This window comes from Polaromonas sp. P4_F9, assembly GCF_056401235.1.
Genome location: NZ_JBFUJT010000017.1, coordinates 194,612 through 207,245 on the forward strand (window position 1 = coordinate 194,612; position 12,634 = coordinate 207,245).

The 12,634-nt window shown below is 61.1% G+C and carries 13 protein-coding genes; 2 read left to right on the plus strand and 11 right to left on the minus strand.

Annotation, left to right across the window (positions count from 1 at the left end; genetic code table 11):
* Positions 1–34: 34 nt before the first annotated feature.
* From AC1DUB_RS16625 to AC1DUB_RS16635, 3 genes are read right to left on the minus strand one after another with little or no spacing between them, the layout of a single operon-like run.
* Positions 35–697, minus strand: coding sequence for an amino acid ABC transporter permease (locus AC1DUB_RS16625; RefSeq protein ID WP_477730442.1), 663 nt, complete (start codon positions 695–697; stop codon positions 35–37).
* Positions 687–1,367 (minus strand): amino acid ABC transporter permease, encoded by a 681-nt coding sequence (locus tag AC1DUB_RS16630; RefSeq protein ID WP_477730443.1) that lies wholly within the window; start codon positions 1,365–1,367, stop codon positions 687–689. Before AC1DUB_RS16630 ends, AC1DUB_RS16625 begins: the two co-directional genes overlap by 11 nt.
* 14 nt (positions 1,368–1,381) lie before the next feature.
* The gene (locus tag AC1DUB_RS16635) at positions 1,382–2,233 is read right to left on the minus strand and encodes a transporter substrate-binding domain-containing protein (RefSeq protein WP_477730463.1); all 852 of its coding nucleotides are present in this window, start codon (positions 2,231–2,233) and stop codon (positions 1,382–1,384) included.
* A gap of 180 nt (positions 2,234–2,413) precedes the next feature.
* Between AC1DUB_RS16635 and AC1DUB_RS16640 the strand changes: the two genes are divergently transcribed.
* A complete protein-coding gene (locus AC1DUB_RS16640) occupies positions 2,414–3,286 on the plus strand; it encodes a LysR family transcriptional regulator (RefSeq protein WP_477730444.1) in 873 nt (290 codons plus the stop codon).
* 389 nt (positions 3,287–3,675) lie between these two features.
* Here AC1DUB_RS16640 and AC1DUB_RS16645 read toward each other — a convergent pair whose 3' ends face one another.
* The 5 genes from AC1DUB_RS16645 to AC1DUB_RS16665 form a co-directional block, all read right to left on the minus strand.
* The gene (locus AC1DUB_RS16645) at positions 3,676–4,635 is read right to left on the minus strand and encodes a PDR/VanB family oxidoreductase (RefSeq protein WP_477730445.1); all 960 of its coding nucleotides are present in this window, start codon (positions 4,633–4,635) and stop codon (positions 3,676–3,678) included.
* Between the two features lie 10 nt (positions 4,636–4,645).
* On the minus strand, positions 4,646–5,515 hold the full coding sequence (locus tag AC1DUB_RS16650) for a fumarylacetoacetate hydrolase family protein (RefSeq protein WP_477730446.1): 870 nt from the start codon (positions 5,513–5,515) through the stop codon (positions 4,646–4,648).
* A 109-nt stretch (positions 5,516–5,624) separates the two neighbouring features.
* On the minus strand, positions 5,625–6,626 hold the full coding sequence (locus AC1DUB_RS16655) for a Bug family tripartite tricarboxylate transporter substrate binding protein (RefSeq protein WP_477730447.1): 1,002 nt from the start codon (positions 6,624–6,626) through the stop codon (positions 5,625–5,627).
* Positions 6,627–6,663: 37 nt separating this feature from the next.
* On the minus strand, positions 6,664–8,001 hold the full coding sequence (locus tag AC1DUB_RS16660; RefSeq protein WP_477730448.1) for a Rieske 2Fe-2S domain-containing protein: 1,338 nt from the start codon (positions 7,999–8,001) through the stop codon (positions 6,664–6,666).
* Positions 7,995–8,819 carry a hydroxypyruvate isomerase family protein gene (locus tag AC1DUB_RS16665; RefSeq protein ID WP_477730449.1) on the minus strand — a complete coding sequence of 275 codons (825 nt, stop codon included), beginning with the start codon at positions 8,817–8,819 and terminating at the stop codon, positions 7,995–7,997. The genes AC1DUB_RS16660 and AC1DUB_RS16665 overlap by 7 nt, the downstream gene beginning before the upstream one ends.
* Before the next feature lie 85 nt (positions 8,820–8,904).
* Between AC1DUB_RS16665 and AC1DUB_RS16670 the strand changes: the two genes are divergently transcribed.
* The gene (locus AC1DUB_RS16670) at positions 8,905–9,804 is read left to right on the plus strand and encodes a LysR substrate-binding domain-containing protein (protein ID WP_477730450.1); all 900 of its coding nucleotides are present in this window, start codon (positions 8,905–8,907) and stop codon (positions 9,802–9,804) included.
* 501 nt (positions 9,805–10,305) lie between these two features.
* Here the strand turns inward: AC1DUB_RS16670 and AC1DUB_RS16675 are convergent.
* From AC1DUB_RS16675 to AC1DUB_RS16685, 3 genes are read right to left on the minus strand one after another with little or no spacing between them, the layout of a single operon-like run.
* On the minus strand, positions 10,306–10,617 hold the full coding sequence (locus AC1DUB_RS16675) for a helix-turn-helix domain-containing transcriptional regulator (RefSeq protein ID WP_477730464.1): 312 nt from the start codon (positions 10,615–10,617) through the stop codon (positions 10,306–10,308).
* Positions 10,607–10,942: a type II toxin-antitoxin system RelE/ParE family toxin gene (locus AC1DUB_RS16680; RefSeq protein ID WP_477730451.1), complete on the minus strand. Its 336-nt coding sequence runs from the start codon at positions 10,940–10,942 to the stop codon at positions 10,607–10,609. Before AC1DUB_RS16680 ends, AC1DUB_RS16675 begins: the two co-directional genes overlap by 11 nt.
* 29 nt (positions 10,943–10,971) lie before the next feature.
* Complete coding sequence (locus tag AC1DUB_RS16685; RefSeq protein ID WP_477730452.1) at positions 10,972–12,360, minus strand: tyrosine-type recombinase/integrase; 1,389 nt, start codon at positions 12,358–12,360, stop codon at positions 10,972–10,974.
* Positions 12,361–12,634: the final 274 nt, after the last annotated feature.

The window sequence follows — 12,634 nt, forward strand, 5'->3', positions numbered from 1 at the left end:
CTCGCTGAAAAAGGAACGCGGCGATGAGCTCGGGCTAGCGATGGCTCCATCGGCGTACGCGCTTTTCCATGACCTGGCCGAAGGCGTCCATGACAACGCTTGCGCCCCAATAGATCAAGGCCGTGACGCCCAGCACCTCGAGATAGGCGAAGGTATCCGCCGTCATCAGGTTGCTCTGGTAGGTGAGTTCGGGCAGGCTCATGACCGAAAAGACAGCCGTGTCCTTGAACATCATGATCGTCAGGCTGGTCAGGGGTGGAATGAGAAAACCGAAGATCTGCGGCACCACAACGTAGCGCTGAACCTGCCAGCTGGACATGCCCAGAGACTGCGCCGCACGCACCTGCCCCTTGGCCACGCTACGAAAGGCGGCGCGCAGAATCTCGCAGAAGTAGCCACCGGTGTAGAAGGCCGTCGCCCCGACAGCGATGCTAAAAGCCGATGCCAGCAGCCCCAGCTTGGGCAGCCCGAAGAAGGACAGGTACACCAGGATCAGAAAGGGAATGTTGCGCACCAACTCCACATAACCGAGCGCCACGGCACGGGGCAGCCAGTGTTTTCCGTCTGCCATGTAAGCGGCAACGGTCCCTGTCGCAATGCCCAGCGGAATGCCGATAGCGCTGACCGTCGCGGTGACTTTCAAGCCTTGCAGCAAGGCGGGCATGGCATGCCCGACGATGTCGAGATCAATGAACATTGGGAAGCAACCTGGCAAAGCGGCGCTCTATGCGGCGCGAAAGGGACGAAGCAATCCACAACAAGATGAAATACACCGCAGCGGTCGCCGTGAACACCTGCAACGGGAGGTCGGTCTGCAGCGTGGCGTTGCGGGCGACTGTTGCCAGTTCCGCCACCGCAATGATCGACAACAAGGAAGAGGCCTTGAGAAGCACGGTGTACTCATTGGTCAGCGGAGGGATCGCGCGATGGAATATTTGCGGCAGCAGCACGTACCGCCAGATCTGCCCCGGCTGCATGCCCAAGGCACGCGCAGCGGCGCTCTGGCCAGCGGGAATGGTCGATAGCGCACCCCGCAGAATTTCACTGACATACGCCGCCGTGTTGAGTGCCAGGGCCGCAATGCCGGCGGTCACCGGCGAAATGGCGATGCCCAGAAGCGGCGGGACCACGTAATAGACGATCAGAAGCTGAACCAGCAAAGGCATTCCGCGCATGGCGCTGACATACACAATAATCAGGTAGCGAGCGACAGGGCCGCCCGCAGCCCGCAGGATCAGCAGCACAACCCCCAGCACCAACCCCAGCAAAAATGCCAGGCTGCTGGTGTAGAGAGTGAGGGCTGCACCGTGAATTACCCCGTCAAAAAATGGTTTCAGGGCACCGTGAGCGGTTAACCAGTCCATCATCACAGCCGCCTCGTTCAGAGCGCGCCTTTAGGAAGGTAGCCGGCGATCGGAAGCGTCAGTGCCTCGCCAAACCACTTTTTCTGGAGCGCGGCCAGTTTGCCGCTGGCGCGCATTTCATCCAGCGTCTGGTTGATGAAGCTGCGGATTTCCGCGTCCTGCGGATTGGCAACCCAGGCCAGCAGCCTCGGCTCACCGACCGCGCCAATGGCCTTGAAGGCACCCGGCTGACGGCGCATCTGCACGGCCAGCACGTTCGACGGAATGACACCTATATCCAGTGTCCCGTTGCTCAGGGCGACGCTGACGTCCGGGTAGGCCTGGAACAGCTTGATCTCGGCGAATCCCTTGCCCGACTTCGCCTTCATCTGGCGGTCAAACTCCTGCACCATGGGCTGCGCCTGCGATCCCATTTGTGTGCCCACCGTTTTCCCGGCGACATCTTCCATCGTGGCGATGGATTTGTTGGACGCATTGACGATGAGCATGGCGTGCACGATGCCGACGGGCTGACTGAACGCAAAGCGCTTGGCCCGCTCTTCCGTGATGCCGACGCTGGTAGCGACAAAATCGAACTTGCGCGAAAGCAGCCCCGGCAGCAGGCCCTGGAACGGCAGGTTGAGCTGCACCAGTTTCACGCCCAATTTGGCGGCCATGTGTTCGAGAATCTCCCGGCCATAGCCGACCACCACACCGTTTTCGACGAACTCGTAGGGCTCATAGGCGGCCTCGGTTCCCACCGTCAGCTGGCCTCGGGCCTTGATGTCTGCCAGGGAACCGCCTTCGGCGAGGGCCAGGCCGGGCATGCAGGCGATAAGGGCGGCCGCGGCGGCGGCCTGGAGGGCGTTGCGGCGATTCTGTGTAGTGATCATGTTGTCTCCAGTAGTTTTGGTCGAATAGAAATAAGGTTGGTTGACGCAAACTTTATGGGAGGCTGAAGGATATGAAAAATGATTCTTTTGGTGGTATGGTTCCATAAATCAATACCTTTTCTTCTCTCCCCCTCTTTTTTCATCTTTTGCAGACCCCGAACTCACCATAAGCCCATCATGAGCCGTCTGGACTTCAACGAACGCGACCTGCGCTCCCTGCGCATCTTCTGCACCGTGGCGGAGGCTGGCGGATTTGCCGCTGCCGAGCATCGGCTCCACATGTCAAAAGCCTCCATCAGCCGGCATATCAGGGAGGTGGAAGAACGGCTCGGCGTGCGCCTTTGCGAACGGGGGCCTGCGGGGTTCAAGTTAAGCGCGGCCGGCACCGTCGCGCTGGAACTGGCGTCGAATGCGCTCAAATCCCTGGGGCGCATCCGGCCCGAGATCGATGCGGTGCGGGGTGTGTTGTCAGGCACGCTTTCTGTCGGCATGACCGAGCAACTGATCAATCACCAGGATTGCCGGATTCCGGAGGCGCTGGCGGAACTCAAACGGCGCGCGCCGGATGTGAAGCCCGAAGTGGTCGCGATGACATTTTCAAACCTCAACCAGGCCCTGCGTGAGCGCCGGGTTGAAGTGGCGATCAGGGGCATGTACAAGAAAGACCGTGTCTTTGACTACCGCACCCTGTTTGTGGAAGTTCACCGCGTCTATACCCTGGCAAAGCCTACGCGCGGAAAACCGGCCCGGCTTCCGCTGGTGTACCGCCCTCACCCCTTCGTCGAGCAAACGATTGCGGAGCACGGCTTCGAGCGGGGCCCCGATGCCGGCGGCCTTGAGGCCATTGCCCTGCTTATCGTGACGGGCGAATATGCAGGGCTTCTGCCCGAGCACTATGCGAAGCTGGTCGGGGAACGCTATTCTCTCGAGGCCAACGCGAAAGACCCGGTGTTTGAGAACATCATCTGCGCGATCACCGAAGCATCACGCCCAATGACAAGCCGGGTGGAATTGTTTCTCGACATCCTTGACGAGCTGCACGGCGGTTAGCTGTTCAACTTGAATCCGGTCTGGTCAACTCCAGAAATCGGTCACGATAAACCAGAATCGCCGGTTACGATCCGCCGGAATGACCGGTCACGATGGTCCGGAATACCCATCATCAACTGGCCGAACATGAAATCGGTGGTGACGTTGAGCACAAGGGAATCACCGCCAAAGCGGGCATAGAATTTTCAGAAACTACTTCGACAGTGCAGCGGAAGCAGACTTTGATGCCGACGCCTTGAACCGGAATTCGAGATGTAAGTGCTTAATGCGGTCGCTTGGAGGATCAATCGAAAGATACTTAAAGAAGCATGCGCGCTCACTGGTAAGCGCTTTCACGGGCACGGGCTGCACGCACCTGGACGTCAAAGAGCCGGTTAGGGCTCTGCAGCTTACAGATCCAGCGTCAGGCTCGCGCTGCGAGCGCGGGAGCAGCAAGGCGTGAACTGGTCATTGAGCGCCTGCTCGGCGGCCGTCAGAAACATGTCGCGGTGGTCAGGCACACCCGCCAGCACCCGGGTCAGGCAGGTTCCGCAAACGCCCTGACCGCATGAGACCGGTATCTCCACACCCGCGCGCGCCAGCGCCTCCACGACGCTTTCACCCGCACCAACGACATGACGTTCGCCGGTGCTTGCGATAGAGACCTCGAATGCGCCTGCAGGCAGGCTCAACGCAGGCGCGACAAAATATTCGTAGTGCATGCGCTCTTCGGGCCAGCCCTGTTCGCGCGCGGTATCCAGCACATGGCCGAGAAAACCGGCCGGGCCGCAGGTGTAGAGCTCGGTCCCCGGCCGCGCGGCCCGCAGCGTGGTCACCAGATCTAATTGCTGCGAGGAATCGTCCTCGTCAAAATGAAAGCTGACCGCCGCCGCAAAGGCCGATTCCGCAATGCGTTGCCGGAAGGCCGTACGGGCACGCGAACGCGTGCTGTAGTGCATAGTGAAGTCCGCGCCGGAACCGGCCAGACGTTCGGCCATACAGAGAATCGGGGTGATGCCGACCCCGGCCGCGAGCAGCAGCGAATGCGGCGCGTCAGGTACCAGCGAAAACAGGTTGCGCGGCGCGCCGATGCGCAATGTCTGGCCAACCTTCAACTGGTCGTGGATCGCGACAGATCCGCCGCGCGACTTCGGCTCGCGCAGCACGGCGATCAGGTAGCGATGGCGCTCCGCAGGGTTGTTGCACAGCGAGTACTGGCGCACCAGGCCGCCGACATGGACATCGATGTGCGCTCCTGCGCTGAAAGGCGGCAAGGTCTCGCCCGACACACTCGCGAGTTCCAGCGAGCAGATGTCGACGGCCTCGTCCCTTTTACTCACCACCCGCACCTCGATCACGGCCTGCTGCATGACTCGTCCTTCAGCCGGCACGGCCCGACGCGGCTTCGGCTGCCACGCTGTTGACGAGCGTCGCAACCCCACCGATCTCGATCTCCACCCGGTCGCCGGCGCGCATGAACACCGGTGGCGTGCGTTTGAAGCCGACCCCGCCCGGTGTGCCGGTCACGATCACGTCGCCAGCTTCCAAGGCGATGAAGGTCGACAGATAGCTGACCAGGCGGGGCATCGAAAAGATCAGTTGCGCCGTTGTCCCGTGTTGCATGACCTCGCCATTGAGCCGCGTCGTCAGGCTCAGTTCCTGACCGTCGGCGATCTCACCGCGCGTCACCATATAAGGGCCGAAGCCGCCGGTGGCCGCGAAGTTCTTGCCGGGCGTCCATTGCGTGGTGTGGCTTTGCCAGTCGCGAATCGAACCGTCGTTGTAGGGCGCGTAACCTGCGATGTGCTCCCAAGCCTGGCTTTCATCGATGCGACGGCCGCCCTTGCCCATCACGATCGCAATCTCGCCTTCGTAATCAAATTTGTGAGATTCGGGCGGCAGCAGCAAGTCCTCGCCGTGGCCGATCTGCGAAGCCGCTAGCCGCAGGAAAACCGTCGGCTGGACCGTCTTGTCGCGGTTCGCTTCGATTCGGTGCTCGTCGTAATTGAGGCCGATGCAGAAGATTTTGGCAGCGTCGGGAATCACCGGAAGATACGCGATGTCACTGGCTTCAATGGAGGCCGGCGTGGCGACGGCCATGGCCTCGATCTCCAGGACTGAATACTGCGCAAGCGCGCTGCGCAAGGTCGGCGCACGGCCGTCGCAGGCGGCCTGCAGGTCGACGATGCGGCCATCGATGAAGGCGCCCCAGCTGGAAGCGCCGCGATAGGTATAGCTTAGAAGTTTCATGGTGTCGCTTGAAAACAATCGGACAGCAGCAAACCGCTGCAAAACAGGAATTTAAAGACCAGGAAGAAAACGCGCGGCGTGCGCCACGCGGCAGGAGAGAGAGACGTAATCAGTCAGCCGTCACGCCCGAGGCCTTGACGATCTTTCCCCACTTGTCGTACTCGGACAGGAAAAAGTTGTTGAACTGGGCCGGTGTACCGCCGCGCACGATTGCGCCCTGGGCCGCCAGGATTTCGCGCAGGCCTTTTTCTTCGAGCACAGCGTTGAGAGCCTTCGACAGCTGGTCGATCAAGGGCTTCGGCGTTCCCGCCGGCGCCAATACCCCGAACCAGGTGCCGGCTTCGAAGCCCGCCACCCCCGCCTGCTGCATGGTCGGTACGTCCGGAAACTGCGGCGAGCGTTCGGTGGAGGTGATCGCGATCGGCCGCAACTTGCCGCTTTTGGCGAGCGGAGCGGCCGTGCTGAACACGTCGAACATCAGGTCGATCTGCCCGCCCACCAGATCCACCAGAGCCGGCCCGCTGCCCTTGTAAGGCACATGAACCATGTCGACCTTGGCCAGAGTCTTGAAGTATTCACCGGCCAGATGCGCGGCGCTGCCGTTGCCGAAAGAGCCGTAACTCAGCTTGCCGGAGCGGGCTTGCACTTCACGAATCAGGTCAGCGACACTATTGACCTTCAGCGAAGGTCTCACGACCAACAGCAGCGGCTGCGTGGCAACCAGGATGATCGGCTCGAAGCCCTTGATCGGGTCATAGCCGAGTTTGGGATAAGTGTGCGGCGTCACGGTCAGGGGGCCGGCCGCGCTGAACAGCAGGGTGTAGCCATCGGCGGGCGACTTGGCCACCAGGTCGTGACCCAGCGAACCTCCGGCGCCGGCGCGGTTTTCCACGACGACAGGTTGACCGAGCTTTTGCGCCAGGCTTTGCGCGACGAGCCGGCCAGTCTGGTCGGTCGAGCCGCCGACCGCGTAGGGAATGATGAACTTGATGGCCTTGTTCGGATAGGCCTGCGCCTTCGCGGCGCCGGCAAATACGCCGAGCGCCACGCCGCAAGCCAGCAAGGTGAACAGTGCGCCGCGGCGTTTGGGAGTGAAAGAAGTAGGGGTCATGTGTTGTCTCCGTTTATGAAATCCAGATCGGGTCGCATCAATCGGCAATCACGCCTTCAGCCTGGGCTGGCGCCTGCTTTGCCGCGATCAGGCCAACCGGATCGCCGAAACGCTCCAGCATGACCTGCTCGAACGACACGCCGTCGGCCGCGAACCAACTGCCCGAACGCAGCATGTAGGCTTCGTGCCGTAACGGCGCCTGCGGCTCGATACCGGCGGCAAGCGCCTTGGCCCCGGCCAGCATCGCGCGGCGAAAACGCACAACCGCGGCATCCGAGGGCGACAAATGTTCTTGCGTGCGGTCGGCGATGCGGCCCTGGCTGTCTTGGATCATTGCGTCCTGCTCCGCTACCCCGCGCACGCCGGTAAAGCTGATGTGCTTTTGGTGCTGGCGATCGATAAGGTACTCGTTGCTGCGGTTGCGGACCGGGATGAAATGCTCGTCAACCTCGGCGATGACGCCATGGCCGCCCTTGAACTTGCCGATTTCCCCTTCGGTCAGCGGCCGGTCCGGATTCCAGGCATAGGTGTAGATCCAGCAGTTCTCATCGTCGATCGGCACCCAGGTGTAGCCGAAATGCGTCTCGCCAGGCAGGGTCGATGGCGTGGTGCTGTGCGCAGGCAAGGCGAACTGCGCGCTGCGCCAATAGCGTGTATCGCCATCTGCCTTGCGCGCGCCGCCGACCACAAAGCCGACTTCGTGCTCCAGAATCGAAAATCGCGGCAGAGGATCGTCGCGTATCCACTGCAGACGTTTCTCGTCGGCCGGTGCATCGGGATTGGCATTCGACGGCACACCGGTGGCCGGCATGTGCAGGAACGAAAAATGCGAGGTGTCGAGCGCGCCCTCGATCGATTGCGCCCAGTTGCATTCCTGCAATTTTTTGGTCACATAGCGGTGCGATGCCGGCAAGGCGCCAAACTCGAGTTGCGGCACCTCGGGCAAAGGCCGGTTCCAGGGATCGGGCCCCATATAGGCCCAGACGACGTCGCCATACTCGCGCGTCGGATAGGCCTTCAGCCGTATTGTCTGATGGTAGGCCGAGCCCGGCGGCACATTGGGCAATTCCAGTGGCTTGCCCTCAAGGTCGAACTTCCAGCCGTGAAACACGCAGCGGATCGCGCAGTTTTCATTACGACCGAAATAGAGGTTGGCGCCGCGGTGCGGGCAGCGTGAATCGACGAGTCCGACCACGCCTTCGCTGTTGCGAAACGCGACGAGGTTTTCACCCATGATGTTGACACGTAACGGCGCGCCATCCATCTCGAGTTCGCGCGACAGTGCCACCGGTTGCCAGTAGCGGCGGAAATACTGTCCCATGGGGGTTGCCGCACCGGTGCGCGTCAACAGCTCGTTGTCGAGGGCGCTTAGCATGCGACCTCCTTCTGCGCGGGCGTGGCCGCTTTGCGCGGGTCGCGCAAACCATAAGCCGCTCCCCAGCCGAGCGTGTCGAGCGTGGGGCCGGACGGTGTGTACTCGCAACCGATCCAGCGGTCCCAGCCGAGCTCCTCGATAAGGCCAAGCAGGTAGGGGAAGTGGATTTCACCGGTGTCAGGTTCGTGCCGGCCCGGCACATTGCCGACCTGGATATGGCCGATATGGGGCCAGGTGGCGCGCAGTCGGTCGGCGATCGCGCCCTCTTCCATCTGAATATGGAAGGTGTCGAAACACAACTTGACGTTTTCGCGGCCCAGGGTCTTGACCACTTCCACACCTTCGTCGATGCGGTGATAAAGGAAATTCGGGAAGCGCGCGCGGCAGCAGGGCTCAAGGATCAGGGTCAGGCCAGCGGACCGCGCATGATCGGCGGCCCAAGCGATGTTGGCCAAGAATATGTCCATGCATTCGGCGCGATCAAGTTCTGGTGTCATATTGCCGGGCATTACATGGATCATTGGCTTGCCGACCTGCACTGCGTAGTCGACGGCCGTGCGGATGCTGTCCTTGAAAGCCTCTTCGCGGCCCGGCAACGAGGCCATTCCGCGCTCTCCACGGTCCCAGTCGAAGGGCGAGAGGATCTGCACCATCTGCAGGCCGTTGCCCTCGAGGCGTGCGGCAATTTCCGCAGCGGGGTATTCGTAGGGAAACGCCACTTCCACGCCCTTGAAGCCGACGTCGGCCGCGGCTTTGTAACGCTCCAGCATCGGGACTTCGGTAAACAGCCAGCGCAGGTTGGGATCGAATTGCAGCATCGCGGTAACTCCTTTTGCAGTCATGTTATGGTGGCTTGACTGTTTAGACAAACCAGCAATATTTAATGTGCGTTGAGTTTTATTTATGAATACTGCCAACATCACCCTGCGCCAGTTGCGCGCCTTCCTTGCGATCGCCGACGCTGGCGGCTTTGCGGCGGCCGCGCGGCGCTTGCATCTGACACCTTCGGCGCTGAGCCTGTTGATCAAGGAGCTCGAATCCGGCATGAAGGTCAGGCTGTTCGATCGCACAACACGCAGCACCGCGCTGTCGCTGGCCGGCAGCGAGTTCTACCCGCTGGCGCGTAAGGTGCTCGACGACCTCGCACTCGCGGTCGAGACTACGCAAGACCTCGAACAGAAAAAGCGCGGCACCGTCCGAATCGCCTGCACGCCGCTTTATGCATCGACCACCTTGCCTGAACTGATCCTGCGCTACCGGCAGAAATATCCCGCGGTCGCGGTCTACGTGCTCGACTCGCTCAACCAGCAGGCACTCGCGCGCGTCGTCAGCGGCGAAGCGGATCTCGGTATCGTGCCGCAGCGCCCGGCACCGCCCGAGCTGGTGCAGGAGAGTCTTTTTCGCGACCGCGTCTGGCTGATCTGCCGGCCGGACCACGCGCTGGCGGCCCAGCAGCGCGTGACCTGGGCCCAGGTGCTGCAGCACCCTTTTGTGAGCCTGACGCGCGACTTCACGACCCGTCTGCAAGCCGACCTGTTCGCTCATTCGAAAAAACTGGTCCTGAACCCCGCACATGAGGTGTCACTGATCACCACCGCGTTGGGCATGGTGCAATGGAGCCACGGCATCACGGCCCAGCCGGCGCGCGCTCTGCCCCTGATCGAGCCTTTCGGCCTCGTTGCGCGGCAGGTGGTCGCTCCCGTCGTGCACCGCAATCTGTCGCTGTTCTACAAGCGAGGCCACGAACTGTCGCCCGCCGCGGCAAGCTTTCGCGAGTTTTTGTGCGAGTCACTCGGCGAGTAGCTGCCGACAATGAACTTCGCGAGGTGAGTTTTTCAGTCGGACGCACTACTAACTGCGGCGACGTGATGGCCGGCGCCCCCGCGCAAACCGGCGTCAAACCTAGGCCTATCGGCCGCTTTGCCAGCGTTCGATACGTATATTTCTCGATGATCAGTCAATGGCGACCATCCAAGTGTGAAAACGCGATCTGACTGCCCCAGTTGCTTGGGATCAGTACAGCCCATCACCATCACGAAGAAAATATTCGGCGCCGCGAGGCGCGGCAGACCTCACTTGCGTGTCACTCAACAGACCCATGTTGTACCCCCAGAGATGATCAAGACAAGGATCACTCTAGGGTACAACCGGGGGTACAAGCAAGCGTGGGATTTGGTGGAGTCAGATGAGTCCGCCTGAGCCTGATTTCTCTTGCAAGCCCTTGATTCACAAGGACTTTAGGCTGTTTTTGGACTATCTGGGAAGAAAAGATGGTTGCTGGGGCGGAATCGAATCCCAGCCAATTCAGCTGGCATGGGCAGGCGTAGCCAGCGGCTGCACCGCCAGCCGCAATCCCATCGCCTTGAGAATGGCCGACAAGCTGCTAAGCGCCGGGTTGCCCTTCGGCGAAAGCGTGCGATAGATCTGGGTCGGGTTCAAATGGGCCTGCTCCGCCACCGCTTGAACCCCACCGAAGGCTTGCGCCATCTGGCGCAGCACAATCAGCAACTCGGCCTGGTCGCCGTCTTCCAGAATGCCGTTGATGACCTCCAGCGCGAACGCTGCATCGCCACGATACAGCTCGGCCATCGCGTCGTCATGGGGTTTACTTTTCATCATCCGTTCTCCGTTGCCAGTCCTGCCAATAACCCACCGCCCGAGCAATGTCCCCATCCTGCGTCCGCTTGTCGCCGCCGCACAGCAGCAGCACCACGCGATGCCCCGACAAACCGTAATACACCCGGTAACCCGGTCCCACATCGATGCGCAGCTCCCATACGCCATCACGACAGAACTTGTGGTCGCCAAAGTTGCCCAGTTCGACGCGTGTCACCCGCCGAACCACAGCCACCTTGGCCTGGCCGTCACGAAGCCGTTGCAGCCACTCGATGTACAGGTCCTTGTGCTCACCGGCACTCAGGTAATGCTCAATTCGATACATGATTATTTTCGTCTATAAACGAATTTCAGTCAAGACTGTAGGCCCGACTCGACAACTTCCCCCTCCTGGCGCTTGTCCGCCAATGAACGGGCCGTCCCCGGTGGCACCGCGCGCTCGCCGGTACGGCGGTGACGGAACGGGCGGTAGGCGCCCACTGCCGTTCGCGACCCGGTGTCGGTTGCCGGCGCCGGGATTTCGATGAATTTCTCGGAACGTGCCGTCGGCCTGGCCGCCGCAGTTTGCTCGTCCTCCACCAGGCCTTTGCGTCTGGCCGCAACCAAGTCGGCGGCGTTGCGCACCGGGTCGTCCTCCGTGTGCACGTACCGCATGAACATCGTTACGGTCTTATGGGCAGTCAGTGCCATGCCGACCTTCACCGGAACACCGGAATTGGCGATATCCGTCGCCGCCCGGTGCCTGACGCCGTGTGTACCAACATGCGGAACCCCTGCCCTGCTCAGGATGCGCTTCCAGCCTTGGGTATAGGTGTGCCGGGGCAGCGCACGCGAAGGCTTGAAGATCGCCGGGCAGACGAACGGGGATTCACCGAAGCGCGGTGCGTTCGTCAGCAAGCGGACTGCCTCCTGGCTCATGGGCTTGGAAATACCTCCGGTCTTGCTGTCGGGCCAGACAACCCGTCGATTCGCGAAGTCGATCCACTCCCAGCGAAGCATGAGGATTTCGGACATACGTGCGGCGAACTCAAACTGCAACCGGATCGCAAGGGTCAGGGTCGGATGCTCCAGGCCTTCCGCGTCGGCTTGATCCAGGTACGCATACAGCTGAGACAGCTGCGCATCGGTGATGAGCCGGGTTTTACCCTTTTCCGGGTACTTCTGGACGTGCTTGCAGGGGTTTGAGCCGTCCGGCCGGTAGCCCCAGACCTCGGCCATATTGAACATCTTGCGCAGGCAAGCAAGCACGCGATTGGCACCGGTCGGTGCCTTCTCCCGCTTCTTCATCATCGCAATGATGTCCTGCCGCGTGACATCGGGCACTTTCATATTGCCCAACGCGGGCAGTATGTGAAGCGACATGTACTTTAGATTGCCCTCAACCGTGCTCAGCTTGTTATGCGACTTTGAATAGTCCTCGATGAAGCGAGTGCACAGCTCTTTCATGGTCGGGGCCTTTCGGGCGGCCGATTTCAACGCACTGGGGTCTTGCCCGCGCCGCACCTCCGCCAGCCAGTCCTGAGCGATCGAGCGGGCCTGCTCGACGGTCAACTCGCCGAACAGCCCGATAGCGGGTTTCCGGCGCTCGCCGGCATTCGTCCGATACTGGACCATAAACACTTTGCGACCGGTGGGCGTGATTTTGCAAAGGAAGCCGGGCACCAGCGTGTCACGTAGTTCAATGTCTTGCGCGCCAGCCTTGGCAGCGTCTACGATAGTTTTGGTAAGCTTGATTTTGGCCATCTGATCTCCTTGGGTTGCGACCTGAACTTAGGAGCCAGCTAGACATCATGGTCGCCCAATCTTGACTTGAGGCGGTCGATCTCCATCATCGTAGGTTGCGTACCGAGGTACGCCGAGCTACATGCTGTGGACGAACCGTTCAGCAATCAAAGGAGATCGACCATGAATGAGGATACAGCGATTTACGTTGGACTTGATGTTCACAAGGAGTCGATTGCGATGTCGGTGGCAGAGGCTGGTAGAGCGCCGGCGCGCTTTATCGGCACACTGGCAC

Bases quoted from the DNA above. Each gene is read 5' to 3' on its own strand.
- AC1DUB_RS16685 (WP_477730452.1), bottom strand. From the start codon at position 12,360: ATGGCCAAAATCAAGCTTACCAAAACTATCGTAGACGCTGCCAAGGCT.
- AC1DUB_RS16660 (WP_477730448.1), bottom strand. From the start codon at position 8,001: ATGCTAAGCGCCCTCGACAACGAGCTGTTGACGCGCACCGGTGCGGCA.
- AC1DUB_RS16625 (WP_477730442.1), bottom strand. From the start codon at position 697: ATGTTCATTGATCTCGACATCGTCGGGCATGCCATGCCCGCCTTGCTG.
- AC1DUB_RS16630 (WP_477730443.1), bottom strand. From the start codon at position 1,367: ATGATGGACTGGTTAACCGCTCACGGTGCCCTGAAACCATTTTTTGAC.
- AC1DUB_RS16670 (WP_477730450.1), top strand. From the start codon at position 8,905: ATGAATACTGCCAACATCACCCTGCGCCAGTTGCGCGCCTTCCTTGCG.
- AC1DUB_RS16640 (WP_477730444.1), top strand. From the start codon at position 2,414: ATGAGCCGTCTGGACTTCAACGAACGCGACCTGCGCTCCCTGCGCATC.
- AC1DUB_RS16675 (WP_477730464.1), bottom strand. From the start codon at position 10,617: ATGAAAAGTAAACCCCATGACGACGCGATGGCCGAGCTGTATCGTGGC.
- AC1DUB_RS16645 (WP_477730445.1), bottom strand. From the start codon at position 4,635: ATGCAGCAGGCCGTGATCGAGGTGCGGGTGGTGAGTAAAAGGGACGAG.
- AC1DUB_RS16680 (WP_477730451.1), bottom strand. From the start codon at position 10,942: ATGTATCGAATTGAGCATTACCTGAGTGCCGGTGAGCACAAGGACCTG.
- AC1DUB_RS16655 (WP_477730447.1), bottom strand. From the start codon at position 6,626: ATGACCCCTACTTCTTTCACTCCCAAACGCCGCGGCGCACTGTTCACC.
- AC1DUB_RS16665 (WP_477730449.1), bottom strand. From the start codon at position 8,819: ATGCTGCAATTCGATCCCAACCTGCGCTGGCTGTTTACCGAAGTCCCG.
- AC1DUB_RS16650 (WP_477730446.1), bottom strand. From the start codon at position 5,515: ATGAAACTTCTAAGCTATACCTATCGCGGCGCTTCCAGCTGGGGCGCC.